Source organism: Pedobacter sp. 01N310, from assembly GCF_056399805.1.
This window is the reverse complement of sequence record NZ_JBFTSB010000003.1, coordinates 284,480-302,085: the sequence shown is the minus strand read 5'-3', so window position 1 is coordinate 302,085 and position 17,606 is coordinate 284,480. Positions and strand designations below refer to the sequence as shown.

The following is a 17,606-nucleotide window of genomic DNA, read 5'->3' as shown; positions in this document are numbered from 1 at the left end:
TCGCAGCATTATACCAGCCTGGGAAGCTAATCGACCAACGCCAGGAATTCAGAGACAAAAAGATGGTGGTCGCTGTGAATTTTCCAGGTTTTCTTTCCTGAGAGATGAAGTGGATTTCTTTTTTACTTTGAGGATAAGTCTTGAACACTCCGAAAAGAATTAAAAGATGCAAAAGCGCTTGTCGACTGATGTGATTGTGATCCTTTAATAGCTGTATTGTTTAATGATTTTGCCAAAAGCCTTTCTGGCTTTGCAACCGGACAAGGGTTCGACACCCTTCGGCTCCACCTAGAGGGGAATCACTTAAGATTCCCCTTTTTTTTGTAAATAAATAAGCCTTTCTTCTTCATTTTCAATTCATTATGGTCAAACATTTCCTGGCAGCTTGCCGGTACTTAATCGTCAATAAACTTTTATCCTTGCTGATGATTCCGGAAAATATTTATTGATTTTCGATGTCCCTTTTCATTTTCTTTTTTTTAACCGGGGATGAAGGGAATCCATTAGAACACTTACAGGAAAGCTCCCGGCTTCCTACACCCATTAGGCAAATAAATCAGCAATGAATTTATAAACATCCATAAACCGGCATAAAACCCGTTGTTCACCACAGATTCAGGTAGTTCGCCACATAAATTAAGCAATATCTATCAGTTGGATTACTTTTATGCAAAAGAACAATTATGAAAAAGCGTATCAGCTCAATTTTATTATATTGGACAGCCCACTCTACCGTGGTATGGGTGATGATCAATCTATTTACCGTACTACCCTATATCCTTTATGTAAAAACTAATGGAAACTATCTTTTTCATGAAGACAAAAGTCCGGTAAGTGTATGGGAATATTTTAGCCATCGCAATTTTAGCTATGATATACTCATTGCGCTACTATTCCTTTTCTTGGTAGAAGTCAATTACACCTATCTTTTTACGAAAGTACGATGGCACCTATTTTTAGGTAGTTGTCTGTTGATTAGTATAATCCCGTTTACACTGCTCTTGCTCCACAACCAGAACACGCCGAGGATGTCAGGCAGCCTATCAGTTGTAAAGCCTACACTTTTGATGGCTGCCTATGCATTTGTATATGCATTAATCCGCGATTACCTCTATCAGTTAAAACATAAAAAAGAACTTCAGCTGCAACAAACGCAAAATGAGCTGAACATGTTAAAATCACAGTTAAATCCACACTTTTTATTTAATAGCCTTAACTATCTGTATGGTACTGCCTTAAAAGAAGGAGCTTCCGTAACTGCTGATGGCATAGACCAGATATCGGATCTTTTAAGGTATACTATAGCCGGGATGCATACAGATTTTGTTCCGCTCGAAGAAGAAATACAGTTTATAAACAATTATCTGGCCCTGCAAAAAGTACGGCTGCCCGAAAAAGAGAATATTGTAATCGACCTGCAGATCAGTGTAACAGAAAAGGATTGGAAAATCGCCCCCCTACTGTTACTCACCTTTATTGAAAATGCGTTTAAATACGGCATCAGCATGAACGAACCCAGTGCCGTGAATATCAGCTTAAATGTTAACAATGGATTGTTAAGCCTAAAGGCCGACAATAAAATAATCAAGGACCATCATGAAATAAAGGGGAACAATACAGGAATTAAAAGCACCCTTAAGCGCCTTAACCTCCTTTATCCCGAAAGATATAAATTCGAAAATTCAACTGACGGGGCGATTTACAGAATTTCTCTCGAGCTCCTACTCAATAAATAGTATAGAAAATCAATGAAAAAGCACATATTTTTTTTTGCGGCAATGTTGTCATTCTTTGCAGCCAATGCCCAAAACCTGTCGGATAACACCTTCAGTCTGATCGTGAAAACAACGGCTACCGACAAATCCCCAAGAATATTTTTAGCCTATCAAGTAGATGGACGAAAAATAATTGATTCAGCCGATTACCAAAAGGACAAACATGGCTATATCTTTATTGGGCGTGCGGATAGGCCATTGTCGGCAACACTGGTTAGCGACCCTGGCGGAATAGGTCTGTCTGCCCTGGTTCAGAAAACAAAGACATCAGCTAAGGTTGATCTGATAAGGCTTTACCTTCATCCCGGAGCAATTGAACTGAATACCCCAGATCGATTGGAAAATGGAAAATTTAGCGGGTCAAAGATCAATGCAGACAATCAAAAACTCCAGCGGTTATTAAAACCGATATTGGATCAGCAGATTGAAACCAGCATTAAATTAAGAACCACCCGTGATACCCTTATCTCCCATCGTTTGGGTATGCGGTTGGATAGTTTGAAAGAGATCAGAAAACCTATCCTAAAAAAATTCATCCTGAATAATCCAAACAGTTATATCGCACTGGTAAGTTTATCGGATTATGCGGGTGCTTTTCCCGATGTTGATGTCATCTATCCGATGTTCAACAAACTCTGTCCCGCGGTCAGAAATACATTGCTGGGTGATGAGTACGGTAAATTATTAAGGAACCGTAAAGATCTCATAAATGGAACGACAGCGCCGGAATTTATCCAAAACGATACCGCTGGAAATCCGATCAGCTTGTCATCTTTCAGAGGCAAGTATGTACTACTGGATTTTTGGGCTTCATGGTGCGGTCCCTGCCGTCAGCAGAATCCACATCTTCGGCAGCTATATCAGGATTTTAAAAGCAGGAATTTTACTATCTTAGGTATATCTTTGGATGCTGCAGATGAAAAAGCAGCATGGATAAAAGCTATTAAAGATGATGGTTTAATCTGGCCACAGGTATCCGATTTAAAACACTGGGATAATAAAGTTGCTAAACTATATAGCGTTAATGCCCTACCGCAAAGCTTTTTGATTGATCCAAAAGGCATTATTATAGCCAGAGGGTTAAATTATGATGAATTAAAGGACAAACTAGATAAAATACTGCCAAAGGAATGATCAGAGCAATCGCCATAGATGACGAACCCGTAGCGCTTGATATCATAAGTATGCATGCACAAAAAATACATTACCTACAGCTGGACGGGATGTTTTTAAGTGCAACCGACGCTATGGATTTTTTGGACTCAGCACCAATAGATTTAGTCTTTCTGGATATCAATATGCCAGATATTTCGGGCCTTGAGTTCGCCGGTCTAACAAAATATAAGACACAGGTAATCTTTACCACAGCACATGCCGAACATGCTTTAAAGGGTTTCGATCTGGCTGCCACCGATTATTTGCTAAAACCGATAAACTTTAGCAGATTTTCACAGGCATGTCAGCTAGCCCATAACAGAAAGCAACAGATGTTCTTCCCACACAATACATATGAAAAATCCCTGTTTGTTAAAGACGGATATAACTGGGTGCAGATTATATTAACGGATATACTCTATATACAGGGCCAGGATAATTATGTATGCATCGCAGAGCAGGACAAGAAAACACTCACTCGCATGACGCTGAGCGAAATACAGAATAGATTGCCTAGCGATCAGTTTTTGAGGATACATAAATCCTATATGGTATCACTGCCTAAAATTATCAAGGTCGAAAACCATCAGGTAGTTATAAAAGGCACTAAAATTCCTTTGTCAAGATCTTACCGTGAAGAATTATTAAAGCATCTAAATACTTTTAATCCCTGAAAACGATTGTAGTCTCGATCAATAGGATGATATTAATTAACCATTACGACATATAAGTCCATATCCCTTGCGATGTTGCTAAATCAAAAATTGCAGAAATTATTCTAAGTTAAGCTATCAAAAAATTCTAAAAGAGGTAAAAAGGTTCACTTATGCCCCTCTCAACTCCACTGGAATCAGTATCAGAAATCATTGAAAAAAACTAAAAGTCTGCAAATCATTGATTGCAAGCTTCTTTTTGGTGTTTAGTTGTTTTTTTTTGACCAAATAACGCATATAATTCAATAGATGAGTTGGTGAAAGTTCGGACCCACCACTTTTTAATCGTACTAATGACCTTGTTGCCTTACCACTCTGGGTTCTGGCATAATAATGGCTCCATAAATAAGATGAAACCTGGATACTTTATTTTAGCAACGTCAGTTATTATTTCAAACAACCGATGTTATACATCGGGGACTGCCGGCAACAGTAGGAATTTCCTCCTGGCCAGGCAAAAAAAGGATTAGGCTGTGTAAGCCTCCATCATATTTATATTATTAATAGGCAACAAAAAATCCTTATAATTGTTATTAGGAGAAATATGAGTAAAGTATTTACAATTACAGAAGGACTGGAGAATTTAGGAGCGCTGCGAACGGGCGGACAAGGATCGGTATATAAAGGGAAACGCATCGGTGCAATCTACTCCGCAGTGAAATTAATCCCTACTCCAATATACAACGAGAACCGCGATGATAAAAATTACCGCAATTTTGAAAACGAGGTAGCAAAGTTGCTAAAGGTAAATGAGAATCCCAGTCCGAATGTTGTAAAAATGCTCAGTTTCGGCATAACCGAAAGCGGATCCTTCCCATTTATAGAAATGGAATATATAGAAGGGCCTGACCTTTGTGAGCTGCTCCAACCCCCACATCAAAAGATATTTACGCTAAGCGAAGTCATAAAAGTGGCACAACACCTCGCTGCTGCCCTTGAGCATTGCCATAAACTCGGGGTAAAACATGGCGACGTTAAGAGTAATAACGTTAAATACAATTTGCACACAGCGAATTATGTGTTACTGGATTTTGGACTTGCCATTATGAGTGAGGAGCAGCGTAGGAGTAGCATCCGGCATGCAGGTGCGGTGGAGTTTATGGCGCCCGAACAAAATGAAGGCAAAATGCTTCTGCAAACCGATGTTTACAGTTATGGCATCATCTTATATGAATTACTCGGAGGTCAGGTTCCCTTTCCTCTACCTGGAAATAGTGATACAGGGCGTAATGCGGTAATGATTGGTCATATGGAAAGTGAAGTGCCTGACGTGATTAACTTGCGCAGGGCAAACTTACCCACGGACTGGAGCGAGGAACAGAGAACCCGTGAAATGCAGGTTCCGGATTGGCTTCTAAAACTGATCGAAAAATGCCTGCAGAAAGATCCTATGCTCAGATACAGTGAGGGAATGGCCTTACATGAAGCGGTGCTTAGCGGAAGCTTATCGGGCAATGTTTTACCCATAGACCATTCAGCTATGGATTCGCTCAAAACGGAGAACGAAACCCTCCGTAAACAGGTATTGGCTCTGGAAAGTACAGCGCAGGCCCCAGAAAGAAACGGTATATTGTTACCTCATTTTACGTTTGCCCTTATGATCATCTCAATTATCGGATTGCTTGTTTTTCTGGGCTATTCCCAGTTTCGCAGCGAGCCACAGGCACAGCAAGCTGTCCAAACCATAGATTCGATCCCACCGGCAGTTGATACCACAGCACAGGAAAGAAGGAGAATGGCGAATCAGCGCAAGCTGGCTGAAGCAGCGGCAACAAAGCGGCTGGTGGATAGTGCAATTAACGCGGAGATCAAAAAAGCCAGAGATAAAGCTGCCGATAGCACAGAAGACCTTAAACCTGATACTTCAGTTAGCCCTGTACAGTTTTAATTTTTAAAAACAATTGCCCTTAACCGCCGCATAGGCACCCTAACTTATGGAAACAAAATCAAATTTCTGGCAGCGTATCGGTATTCAGGATTGGTTTCTAACCGATGAAAACAAGAGCAGTGACCAAAAAGCACCGCAACTCACTCCGGAAACCATCTACAGCTTTATCGTAGATAAATTTAAGGAGTCCATCAGGGAATTATCTTTTGCCGATCGCATCGTTTTTTATCATGAATTCATTATCACCTTCAACGCTGAAGATTACCGTGAATTTATAGACAATAAACAAGGGATTTTGGGTTTAATCGTACAGGAAACTGTCAAAAAATTCTATGCGATTTTAAGAGAACACCGGCAAGCCGGGAAAAATGTAGAACCATCCGGCTCAAAATGGGTATTCCGGTTGGTATCACATCCGGATTACGCAAGGGGCGATAAGGGTTTTATCGGAAAACTGCTGCCAGACAACAATCAGAAATCGGAAAATTTACGTGTAACATTCATTCCCCGACAAACCGGTATTGCGCAGACATTCGATATCAACAACGATATTTTAAAGGGCTTCACTTACTACAGCGAAGGCTATATGGAAATCCCATACGATGCTCAATTGGAATATGTTGATGGTAATACGACCCCGTCCAAGGACCAGGCCGTTCTCGGCCGGCTGGAAGCCATCATACCCGACAAGCAGTTTTCGGGCAAAAAAATAGAGTTCCTGATTAAAACAGAAGATACTATCGTTTCGGGAAATGATGACGGACGCGAAGATTCCAATATTTTCAAGATTGCCTCAGAATGGGCCAATTCACCACACCTACACATCCGCTATAACAAAACAGACGGTAATTTCTATTTAGCTTCTTTCGGCGAACTTACTACTTTGAACGAGGTTTTGGTACCACGCAGCGAAATTAATTCACCACAATGGGTTTCTTTGCCGCTGAACTCCAGGATGTTGCTCAACGGCATAATCGGTATAAACCTATTTAAATCCTAACTTATGTCGCAGCTGCTATCAATTTTATTGTTATCACTGGTCGTTGCGCTGATGATCGTTCATTTTAAAGACATTAAAAATTCCCGTAATAAAAATGGATAAACACTTTTTTGGCCTCACAGACACCGGCAAATCCAGAGACAACAACGAGGACAGCTTTATTGTTAAGTCCCTCACCAGCGATCAGTTGATTTTGGCAGCTGTAATAGACGGTGTAGGTGGCTATCACGGCGGCGAAGTAGCAGCGGGTATTGCTACGGAACAGATTTCGATGCAATTCTCAGGTCGTCCGGCCGATCCAATCTCGCAGATGATCAGCGCATTCAGGAATACAAATGAAATGATCATTGCCAAAAAGCAAACAGAGGCAGAACTTTCCGAAATGGCCTGCGTGGCCACTATGGTAATTGCGGATATTGAGCAGAATCAATTTTATTATGCGCACGTTGGCGATACCAGATTATATCTGCTACGGGACGGATCGCTGATTAAAATCTCTAAAGACCATTCATTTGTAGGTTTTCTGGAAGATTCGGGAAGATTGGATGAGGCTGCTGCTATGCAGCATCCAAAACGCAATGAAATTAATAAGGCGATCGGTTTCAGCGATCAGATTGCTACCGATGAGAGCTATATTGAAACCGGTCAATCTCCTTTCCTGCCGGGCGATCTCCTCTTATTATGCAGTGATGGGCTGACCGATATGGTAAACAGGCAGGATATTACTACCCTGCTTCTACAAGGAGATACACTTGCTAAAAAAGCAGGCAATCTCATCGCGCTTGCCAATGAAAACGGCGGGCGCGACAACATCACCGTTGTGCTGCTGCAGAACAACAAAGCGCCCCAAAAGGTAATACCAACCAGACCAGACTTTACACAACAGCCCCATGCAGCCGCAGGAGCAGAAAATAATGAGGCGATACGGACGCCTGAAAGCCCAGCACCGGAAACTCATGCAGCGCCCAAAAGAAATTATTGGTTCACTGCGCTGGTTATTTTATGCCTCATCCTTCTCGGCACTACCGTATTTTTGTATTTGCAGAACCCGCACACTACAGATACGGTCTCTACCCTTAGTCCATCACCAAAACGAAAAGTGAGAAACAGCCAGGAGCAGTTACTTCAAGATGCATTTGACCATGCCCTGGGGGACACGCTGGTACTATCCGACTCGATTTTTAAAAGTCCGGTCCTGATCAGCGATACTTTACGCCTGCGGAAAGATACCTTGTATGTTATCGCAAAGGGCATTGTGCTGCAAGCGGATAGTGGATACAAAGGTGCAGCCATAGCGATGCTGTCTCAATCAAGGCTATTGAAGCTGGACAGCCTGCAGTTTAAAGGTTTCGCTACCGCTATCGCCATTTCAGATCAGGTACTGTTACTCAAAAATGTCACCTTCACCAACTGTTTAATCCCGGTACAGAATAACATCCATTTTCCTGACGGGAAACCGGTAAATGCAGCACTGATGAAGATTGGTACACTAAAAGGCAACACCCCTAAAACCGCAGATTCAAAAAATGGAGCAGAATAAAGGAACTGTCAAAGTGAGCCGGACTCAGGAACGGATCTTCATATTAGCCACCGCAACCGTTCTCGCACTCTTCTTCTACCAATTATACGCGATTATTCAGCCTAGATTTGAAGAAGTTGGGCCACGCTTAAAAGCCGGCACCATGGTTAACCTGAATGCGGAAAAACCTGCCGAACATATCCGTAACCTACTTAAAAAAGGTTACTATTTTGAAGACCAGCGGGACATTGATCTGATAGAAAAAACCATTGCATCTGCAACGCCAAATGCCGAGCAACTCGACAACATTGGCGAAGTGAACAAACGCAGGTACTTTTTACCTGCAGATGAGGCCTATAAAAAAGGGGGGGAATCATTTAAAGCAAGGGTGTTGGCATCCCGGGCATTGCTTGGTTATACCGGTGATGATTCGCTTAAATTCGACCAGGAGCAAAGTAACCCCCGCCCATACCCCTCCCAGGTAAATCTCGGCATGGGCGAGTATGATATCAGTGGGAAAATCGTAGAGAATAAAAAAGCTGCGCCTGGTGTTTTAGTCCGGTTGGAAATGATTTTGCCACAGGACAGTATTTACAACGACGAGCCGACAGAAACCATCAAAAATATAACTGAAAAGGCTAATGGCATTACAAAGGTTTATACTTTGGATATTGCCGGTAAACGGAAATTACTCCAGCTCACCGCCTATGCCCGTACCGGTACTGCAGGGGAATTTACTTTTGCCAAGCTGCCCGGCAACCAGGCATTCAAAATATTGCCTTTAAAACCAGGTTTTCAGTTTGGCGCCTCCAAGGGCGTACAAAACCTTGATGAAAATACTGCCTTCGCATTTGAACAGCGTCCACATACGATAAAGCTTTTCTCTACCAGGGACTTCAATATCCTCAAAAAGGAAAAATCACTGATCATCAGAACACCCGACGAATTCAACAAGTGGTTTATGATCATCTGCGGAAGCCTGATCGGTGGATTTTTACTTGTCCACTTGATCCTGTCATGGAAATTCAGCACTGCCGATCAGGTGATATTGCCCGTAGTGATGATGCTTACTGGCATATCATTCCTGATGCTGCTGAGTTTGCAGGATCCGCTGCGCGACCGTTTTTTAGCTAAAGATTCCCTTTTATATCTGCTCATGGGTTTCGGGGGCATTTTATTGATACTGTGTATTAAACTGCGCCGTTTCAATACCGATACCTGGCTTTACCGCCTGCTTTTATTTAAGAACATCCGATCGGCCGCAAACGGCTGGCCCTGGGCCCTGGCCGCCATTGGATTGCTGGCACTCACTATCTTATTCGGAACCGGGCCAGAAGGAAGTGGTGTAAAGGTAAACCTGTTCGGATTTCAGCCCAGTGAAGTAGTAAAGTATCTGATCATTTTTTTTCTTGCAGGATTTTTTGCCGTAAACGAGAAACTGATCAGTGAATATATGAGCTGGAAAAAAAGATGGTCATTTTTCTCCTTTGCCCTATTGGCGATACTGTTAACCCTCATGTTATTTCTGATATTGGGAGACCTTGGTCCGGCGATGGTGGTTTGTTTCACCTTTATTATACTGTTTTCATTCTCGCGGGGCGATTTTATGTTCATGGCAGGCGCTATCGTGTTATACGTATTGGCCTCATGGATTTTTGAAAACGTATGGATATCCACTGCGATTACCTTGCTTTTGGTCGGTACGCTGATGTTTTTCGGGCGCAGGCAGCTCAGTGAGTCCGCCATCATGGTGCTGGTGATCATGTCGGCCTTTTTAACGATTGATCAGATTCCATATCTGGACCGCGTATTTCCTGGTCCGGTACAACGCCTGGGGGATCGCAAAGCCATCTGGCAGGATGCCTGGAACAATGAAGTGTATGGCGGCGACCAGGTGGCCAATGGCCTGTGGGCCATGTCTACAGGTGGCGCGACAGGGCAGGGCGTGGGGCAGGGCTTTGCCAAAACCATTCCTGAAGCACATACCGATATGATCTTACCTTCGATAGGTGAAGAATTTGGATTAACGGGCATATTGTGCATCTTCCTGCTGTTCCTGTTGTACCTTCATCGATCCATTATTATCGGGAGGAGGACCGGATCACCATTTCTCTTTTATTTAAGTGCAGGGGTCGGCGTATCCACCTTTGTACAGTTCCTGCTCATAGCAGGTGGTTCTACCGGAGCGCTACCGCTATCTGGGGTATCCCTGCCCTTTCAAAGTTATGGGGGATCATCACTCGTACTCAATTTTTTAGCCGCCGGATTTTTGATGTCAGTATCTGCTGTCCGTGGCAGTGAAGTACAGATGCAGTACATCGCCAAAGCGCAGGACAAAAACCTGGTGCCGGCCCTAATTGCCGCCTGTTTGGGCATCCTGCTATTGGGCGTTAATGTAGCGGGCTATGTACTTAACAACCGGAAATGGGTAGTACAGCCAGCCTTGGTAGCCGACCGTAGCGGCGCGAGAATGTTCAGTTACAATCCCCGGATCGCAATATTGATGAGCCGTTTAAAAGCCGGAACCATACACGACCGCAAGGGAATTTTAATGGCAACCAGCAACGTCGACAGTGTGAAGGCGCAACATTTTAAGCTCATCGGTGCGGGTATCCCGAATTACAATCTCGATTCTGCGGTACATCAACGTTTAGACCGGTATTATCCTTTCGAAGAACAATTGTTTTTTTGGACAGGTGATGCAAATTCAGGCATATTTAATGGAAGTGTTAATGGCTATTTTGCCGATTATGAGCACGCGGCCGAACTCCGCGGCTTTAAACTGCCTCTAAAGAGCTTTACAGTTCTTGCAAATAGATACAGTGAAAACCGTTTCCTGGCACGGGGAGTTAAGGAAATGACGGTCGTGAAAAAAGATTACGCCGCACTTTCTCCGTTACTCCTTGCCGGAATCAGCAGCAAAGAGGTGGAAGATTTTAAAAATAAAAACCGCGATGTACAATTAACCGTGGATGCCGGTCTGCAGACCAAGATTCAAAAGTCCATTGCCCGTGACACTTCATTATCGGATAACCGGGTTTCTGTAGTGATCATGGAAGCAAGTTCTGGTGATGTCCTTACTTCAGCAGTATATCCGCTGCCACCCATACATGATTGGGAACGGCTGACCATGACCAATGCAGAACAGAACCAGCTTTCGGGGTGGACAACGACCGCTGACCTTGGCTTTACCAATTTCACACAGCCAGGCTCAACCGCTAAGCTGATTACCGCCATGGCATCCTTCAATAAACTGGGCATGGCCGCTGCCGAAAAAAAATACCAGGTGGCCTCCTGGGAGCGTATCCGTACAAAAGGTATCGAGCCGGATGAAACGGGATGGATTGATCTGGAACGGGCGGTGGTGAAATCCAACAACGTCTATTTCATCAAACTTGCAAACCAGGAGCAGCTGCAGGAAAACATGGGTGAGCTGTACTTAAAAACAGGCATGTTCCTGCATGGGGCCGGAGGGTATTATTACAATAAGCCCAGCGAAAACGCGGCACAGGAAGAAAAATGGAAACAACTTTGGCGCAAGACCGAATTCAATACCAAACCAAAGTATGATCCCAACAATATCCGAAAGACCAGGGCAAAGGGAATTTCCGGAATGTCTTGGGGGCAGGGTGCACTTATTGCAACCCCAGCGGCAGTGGCAAGAATGGCTGCGGGGATTGCAAATAATGGAAATATGATTGCAAACAGGTTTGTACTTAAAGTAAGCGACCAGCCGCAGGCGATAAAAACTGGTACGAAATTGGTAAACAATCCGGCATACGCCAGGTTAATGCAGGAGTACATGATCAAACAGAGCAGTCCAAAAGTGCAAACGCTTGGGCTGGCCGTTGCCGGTAAAACCGGTACGCCGGAGCGGATCTGGAAGAAACAGCAGATTAATGATGGCTGGTATGTATTTTTTGCGCCGACTGCAACTGGCAATGGTCATATTGTAGTCTGTATCCGCATTGAGGCGACCAAAGGATCATCAGACGCAGTACGATTGGCCGGCAAACATGTGATTCCGTTCTTAAAAGAAGGTGGCTATATTAAAAGCATTGTGCCTTCGGCCAAAACTGATGACAATGCAACTGTACCGGAACTTAATTGAAGAAATGAAACATTTTAACTCAAACCATAAATCCATAGCTTGTGTAGCTTCATCACAATTGCGAACAGAGCAGATGTTTAATCGATATTTTAATAACACAGTAGCAAGCACTAACAAAACTTACAGATGAAAATGATATTCGACCTCTTCAAAAGCGCAAGTGGGGAGCATCCCGATGATGTGAAGGGAATCAGGCACGCATTACTGCAATTTGTAAAACAGGAGTTACAAAAAGCGGAGGGTGGAGAAGGCGCAAATATCAAAGGTTTGGGTATTTTTATCCACTGCAGCCCTGCAGCACGCCATGTGTATGAAGCTGCCGTATTTACCGAGGATCCCGACCAATTAAAAAACGAAATACAACGCATCAGTGATGACTATTCCCTGGATCTGCCCTCAGGCTGGTCAGTCACGGTTGCTTTCGACGAAGCTATTCCGGACGACGCGGTTCAAATGCAAAATCTGCCGATAGCACTGTTGGTCAAAACCAAAACCCATTTTGTTAAGCAACAGGCTAAAGCCTACCTAAAAGCACTTAGCGGCAAGACTTTACAGCCAATCTACGAAATAACTTCCTCGGGAGGGAAATACAATATCGGCAGAGATGAAAAGGCACAGTCTGATGAAGGTTTTTTCCGCACCAACCACATTGCATTTCCATCGGAAAGTGATGATGAACGAAATAAGTACATCAGCCGGCAGCATGCGCATATCGAATGGGATACGAGCATAGCCAAATTTGTAATCTTCGCAGATGAAGGTGGAATACCACCCCGCAATAAGGTCAAACTACGTTCAGCGCTTACCGAAAAGACAGTAAAACTCCATGCTACCCAGATCGGGCAGGAATTGGCCGAGGGAGATCAGATTATCTTGGGCGAATCGGTCGTGTTGGAGTTTAGTTTTAAGCCGCAGCATCATGAGTAAAATTTTTACAATTACAGAAGGGCTACAAAATCTCGGCGCATTAAAAACCGGTGGGCAGGGATCTGTTTACAAGGGGATGCGCATGGGGCCGGTTTATTCTGCCATTAAACTTATCCCCACACCAATTTACGTGGAAGATGAAAGCGATAAAAACTACAGGAATTTTCTCAATGAAGTGAATAAACTGCAGCAGGTAAACGCCCATCCAAGCCCGAATGTGGTGAAGATACTCAGTTCGGGGATTACCGATAGTGGATCCTTTCCTTATATAGAAATGGAATACATCGAAGGCCCCGAACTCAGCGAACTGCTATTACCTCCGCACCAAAAAGTTTTCACCGTTAAAGAACTCTTGAAAGTAGCGGAACAACTGGCTGCTGCACTTGCACACTGTCATCAGGTTGGCGTCAAACATGGCGATATTAAAAGCAATAATGTGAAGTACAATATGCAGACTGCCAATTATGTACTATTGGATTTTGGCCTGGCCATTATGAGTGAAGAGCAGCGCAGAACAAGCATTCGCCATGCCGGGGCAGTAGAGTTTATGGCACCCGAACAGCATGAGGGAAAAATGCTGTTACAGACAGACATTTATAGTTACGGTATTATCCTGTATGAACTCCTGGCCGGGCAGGTTCCTTTTCCACTCGAAGGAGGAGGTGATACCGCCCGCAATACGGTCATGATATCACATCTTGAAAAGGAAATCCCGGATGGCATGTCACTGCGTAAAAGCAATCTGGAAAATACGTTTCAGGACGATATTCTGCATGCGGAGATGCAGGTACCCCACTGGTTGATTGAGCTGATCGGGCGATGCCTGCAAAAAAATCCAGATGAACGGTATGCCAATGGAATGGAACTGCAGAAGGCAGTTAATGCGGGAATATTGTCGGTACCACAAGACATCAGGCACAGAGAAAATACTATACCCAACGAAGCCTTACATTATGCCGGTTTATATGTTGATACACAGAAAAAGAACCAAAAGCTTGAAAAAGAGCTGGCAACATTAAAACCCCTTGCTTTCAAGGCTGGAATAAAATACAATAGTTCGACTGGTGAATATCACCAGGAAAATTACATCCATGCGTCAAGAAAGGCTTTTTTAGGCTACGCTGCTGCCTGCACCTTAGTTGTTGCCTTTGTAGTTTACAGCTTAGTTAAGACAGAAAACAATAATATTACGGCCTCGCCGACAACCCCATACCGGTCGCCATTTGAAATCGCAAATCAGCAATACAGGCAAGCGCTGCAAACAGCGAGAGAAGACAGCATCCGGAAAGCAAAAATGCAATGGCCCCAGCAAGTAAAAGCAACCGAAAAAGCCAGGAAACAGAACGGTAAAAAGAAGAAGAAATTTCTGGGTATATTCTGAGAAAGCCAGCTACATCATACCTTCCGAAATTTAAATACTTAATGTGGCCTTTTTATTTTAAGGAAGGATTAACATAAGGTTAAATTTTAATGATCTAAGCCCTGGCATCCTCCTAAATTGCTGATATAGCATAGTAATAGATTCTAACTATTCCATTATAGAATTAAATGATTGTGATTAGTTCTTTCAATTCTCTAAATTTATAATATTCCGGTTAAGCTTTAATAAGGAATTAGATTATACTAACAAAAAATATATGGAAAAAGAATCGAACGATATTAGCAAGTGCCCGTTTCATAATGGCAGCATGAAAAGTAATGTAGGTGGTGGCGGTACCCGAAATGGCGACTGGTGGCCAAAGCAGTTAAAGTTGGGTATTTTGCGTCAGCATTCTAACTTATCCAACCCAATGGACGGCGAATTTAGTTATGCCGAAGCTTTTAAAAGTTTAGACTTAGCCGCATTAAAGGCAGACCTTCATGCACTGATGACGGATTCGCAAGATTGGTGGCCGGCAGATTTTGGTCACTATGGAGGTTTATTTATCCGCATGGCATGGCACAGTGCCGGGACCTACAGAGTGGGCGATGGCCGTGGTGGTGCTGGTGCCGGATTACAACGTTTTGCACCGCTGAACAGCTGGCCGGATAATGTGAGCCTTGATAAAGCCCGCAGATTACTTTGGCCGATTAAACAAAAATACGGGCGCAAAATTTCATGGGCAGATTTAATGATCTTAACCGGTAATATTGCCTTAGAATCGATGGGCTTCAAAACCTTTGGATTTGCCGGTGGGCGTGAGGACGTTTGGGAGGCTGATGAATCGGTATATTGGGGTTCGGAAACAACCTGGCTGGGTGGCGATCTCCGTTATGCACACGGTTCTGACGGTGCGCATAAAGCACACGGTGTTGTGGTTACGGATGACAATGCCGATGGAGATGTTCACTCACGTAACTTAGAAAAACCACTTGCTGCCGTGCAAATGGGATTAATATATGTAAACCCTGAAGGCCCTGATGGAAACCCTGACCCAATTCTTGCTGCGAAAGATATCCGGGATACTTTTGGCCGCATGGCAATGGATGATGAAGAAACGGTAGCATTAATTGCTGGCGGGCATACCTTTGGTAAAACCCATGGTGCTGCTTCAGCAGATCACGTGGGCAAAGAGCCTGAAGCCGCCGGTATCGAAAGTCAAGGTTTAGGATGGAACAGCAGTTATGCTTCTGGCAAAGGTGCTGATGCCATTACGAGTGGATTGGAAGTAATCTGGACCACAACACCAACGCAGTGGAGCAATAATTTTTTTGAAAACCTTTTTGGATTTGAATGGGAATTATCGAAAAGCCCTGCCGGTGCTCATCAATGGAAAGCTATAAATGCAGCCGCCATTATTCCTGATGCATTTGACGGATCGAAAAAACACCTGCCAACGATGCTTACCACCGACCTTTCTTTAAGGTTCGATCCGGCTTATGAAAAAATATCAAGACGTTTCTTAGAAAACCCAGATCAGTTTGCTGATGCATTTGCTAGGGCATGGTTTAAATTAACCCATCGCGATATGGGGCCTTTGGCACGTTACTTAGGGCCAGATGTACCACAAGAAGAATTGCTCTGGCAAGATCCGATACCAGCTGTTAACCATGCATTGATCAATGAAAGTGATATCGCAACATTAAAAGCAAAAGTATTGGCTTCAGGATTGAGTGTGGCCGAACTGGTTTCTACTGCATGGGCTTCGGCTTCTACTTTCCGCGGTTCTGATAAACGTGGCGGTGCCAATGGTGCACGGATCCGTTTGGCTCCTCAAAAAGATTGGGCAGTTAACAATCCTCCACAATTGCAGAAAGTATTGGGCGTATTGGAAGGAATCCAAAAAGAATTTAATGGTGCACAAGCTGAAGGCAAAAAAGTTTCACTGGCCGATTTAATTGTATTGGCAGGTGCTGCTGCGGTAGAAAAAGCTGCTGCGGGCCATTCAGTTACAGTGCCTTTTGCACCAGGCCGAATGGATGCTTCGCAAGAACAAACCGACGTAGAATCTTTTGGTTATTTAGAGCCAGCTGCTGATGGTTTCCGTAACTACCGTAATTCAAAATCTCCTGTTCCTACAGAAGAATTCCTGATTGATAAAGCCCAGTTGCTTACTTTAACAGCACCTGAACTGACGGTGTTGGTAGGTGGTTTACGTGCGTTGGATACAAATTTTGATGGCTCGAAAAATGGTGTCTTAACAGAAAAACCCGGCCAGTTAACTAACGACTTTTTTGTAAACCTTTTGGATATGGAAACCGCATGGAAAGCTGTTGCAGAAGATAAAGAACTCTATATTGGAAGCAGCCGTTCAACTGGTCAGCCAAAATGGACCGCAACCCGTGCAGATCTTGTATTTGGTTCTAATGCCGAGCTTAGGGCTATTGCAGAGGTATACGCAAGCACAGATGCACAAGGTAAATTTGTAAAAGACTTTGTGGCCATCTGGAATAAAGTAATGAATTTAGATCGTTTTGATTTAAATTAATCAGAAATACAGCGCAACATTTAAAGGCATCGGAAATTTCGGTGCCTTTTTTGTACTATCGTTTTTTATCATGGTCTGATATCGATCTCAATTGCATTTTTTTTGCAGCATCTATTTTATTCCTTATAACCTAATAAAAAAAATATTAAAAGATTTTATTTATTAAAACAATTCTCAAACTTATTTGTCTTTTAATTTCATTAGTTTGTTTGGTTTAGTTTTATTGGTGGATGCGAATAAGACAAAATAATTGGCCTCATAGCAATATGGGGCTTTCTTGTTTATATACGGCAAGGCCCAAACACAACATTCGCGATACAATGCTGATCAATGTTACTGATAAGAAACCTGATGTGCTTTCTCTTGAAAAAAAACTTAATTTTTTTATCAAATTCTTAAAAATACACTTAAGTAGGTGAGGCATAGTGAATTTAGAGTGAGCCATTTTTTGATTTGCCTGAAATACTTATTCAAAAATTTTTGCGCCTGTAAAAGTAATCATACTGTAATCGGATTTATACGATAGTGTACTTCTACTGATCAAAATAATATTCTTGATTTTGTGATAAAATATTTAATATTGAATTGATAAATCGATTTATCAATAACC

At 43.1% G+C, this 17,606-nt stretch carries 10 protein-coding genes; all 10 read left to right on the top strand.

The window, feature by feature from the left end:
• Nucleotides 1-683: 683 nt before the first annotated feature.
• The 10 genes from AC1DNH_RS09330 (at nt 684) to katG (ending at nt 16,996) form a co-directional block, all read left to right on the top strand.
• Nucleotides 684-1,736, top strand: coding sequence for a sensor histidine kinase (locus AC1DNH_RS09330; protein ID WP_477611304.1), 1,053 nt, complete (start codon nt 684-686; stop codon nt 1,734-1,736).
• Between the two features lie 12 nt (nt 1,737-1,748).
• Nucleotides 1,749-2,909 carry a peroxiredoxin family protein gene (locus tag AC1DNH_RS09325; protein ID WP_477625335.1) on the top strand — a complete coding sequence of 387 codons (1,161 nt, stop codon included), beginning with the start codon at nt 1,749-1,751 and terminating at the stop codon, nt 2,907-2,909.
• Nucleotides 2,906-3,604 (top strand): LytR/AlgR family response regulator transcription factor, encoded by a 699-nt coding sequence (locus AC1DNH_RS09320; RefSeq protein ID WP_477584868.1) that lies wholly within the window; start codon nt 2,906-2,908, stop codon nt 3,602-3,604. Before AC1DNH_RS09325 ends, AC1DNH_RS09320 begins: the two co-directional genes overlap by 4 nt.
• Nucleotides 3,605-4,187: 583 nt before the next feature.
• Nucleotides 4,188-5,531 carry a serine/threonine protein kinase gene (locus tag AC1DNH_RS09315; RefSeq protein ID WP_477625334.1) on the top strand — a complete coding sequence of 448 codons (1,344 nt, stop codon included), beginning with the start codon at nt 4,188-4,190 and terminating at the stop codon, nt 5,529-5,531.
• Nucleotides 5,532-5,577: 46 nt separating this feature from the next.
• A complete protein-coding gene (locus AC1DNH_RS09310) occupies nt 5,578-6,531 on the top strand; it encodes a hypothetical protein (protein WP_477584866.1) in 954 nt (317 codons plus the stop codon).
• Nucleotides 6,532-6,625: 94 nt separating this feature from the next.
• Nucleotides 6,626-8,071: a PP2C family protein-serine/threonine phosphatase gene (locus AC1DNH_RS09305; protein ID WP_477610362.1), complete on the top strand. Its 1,446-nt coding sequence runs from the start codon at nt 6,626-6,628 to the stop codon at nt 8,069-8,071.
• Nucleotides 8,058-12,161, top strand: a complete 4,104-nt coding sequence (locus AC1DNH_RS09300; RefSeq protein ID WP_477584314.1) for an FtsW/RodA/SpoVE family cell cycle protein — start codon at nt 8,058-8,060, stop codon at nt 12,159-12,161. Before AC1DNH_RS09305 ends, AC1DNH_RS09300 begins: the two co-directional genes overlap by 14 nt.
• A gap of 126 nt (nt 12,162-12,287) precedes the next feature.
• Entirely contained in the window at nt 12,288-13,088 is an 801-nt protein-coding gene (locus AC1DNH_RS09295) for an FHA domain-containing protein (protein ID WP_477611097.1), read from the top strand.
• Nucleotides 13,081-14,469: a serine/threonine protein kinase gene (locus AC1DNH_RS09290; RefSeq protein WP_477584312.1), complete on the top strand. Its 1,389-nt coding sequence runs from the start codon at nt 13,081-13,083 to the stop codon at nt 14,467-14,469. Before AC1DNH_RS09295 ends, AC1DNH_RS09290 begins: the two co-directional genes overlap by 8 nt.
• A 256-nt stretch (nt 14,470-14,725) precedes the next feature.
• Nucleotides 14,726-16,996, top strand: a complete 2,271-nt coding sequence (gene katG / locus AC1DNH_RS09285; protein WP_477584737.1) for a catalase/peroxidase HPI — start codon at nt 14,726-14,728, stop codon at nt 16,994-16,996.
• Nucleotides 16,997-17,606: the final 610 nt, after the last annotated feature.

What these genes read in the sequence shown, in the direction of transcription:
- AC1DNH_RS09330 (WP_477611304.1), top strand. Translation starts at nt 684, where the DNA reads ATGAAAAAGCGTATCAGCTCAATTTTATTATATTGGACAGCCCACTCT.
- AC1DNH_RS09315 (WP_477625334.1), top strand. Translation starts at nt 4,188, where the DNA reads ATGAGTAAAGTATTTACAATTACAGAAGGACTGGAGAATTTAGGAGCG.
- katG (WP_477584737.1), top strand. Translation starts at nt 14,726, where the DNA reads ATGGAAAAAGAATCGAACGATATTAGCAAGTGCCCGTTTCATAATGGC.
- AC1DNH_RS09310 (WP_477584866.1), top strand. Translation starts at nt 5,578, where the DNA reads ATGGAAACAAAATCAAATTTCTGGCAGCGTATCGGTATTCAGGATTGG.
- AC1DNH_RS09305 (WP_477610362.1), top strand. Translation starts at nt 6,626, where the DNA reads ATGGATAAACACTTTTTTGGCCTCACAGACACCGGCAAATCCAGAGAC.
- AC1DNH_RS09325 (WP_477625335.1), top strand. Translation starts at nt 1,749, where the DNA reads ATGAAAAAGCACATATTTTTTTTTGCGGCAATGTTGTCATTCTTTGCA.
- AC1DNH_RS09295 (WP_477611097.1), top strand. Translation starts at nt 12,288, where the DNA reads ATGAAAATGATATTCGACCTCTTCAAAAGCGCAAGTGGGGAGCATCCC.
- AC1DNH_RS09300 (WP_477584314.1), top strand. Translation starts at nt 8,058, where the DNA reads ATGGAGCAGAATAAAGGAACTGTCAAAGTGAGCCGGACTCAGGAACGG.
- AC1DNH_RS09290 (WP_477584312.1), top strand. Translation starts at nt 13,081, where the DNA reads ATGAGTAAAATTTTTACAATTACAGAAGGGCTACAAAATCTCGGCGCA.
- AC1DNH_RS09320 (WP_477584868.1), top strand. Translation starts at nt 2,906, where the DNA reads ATGATCAGAGCAATCGCCATAGATGACGAACCCGTAGCGCTTGATATC.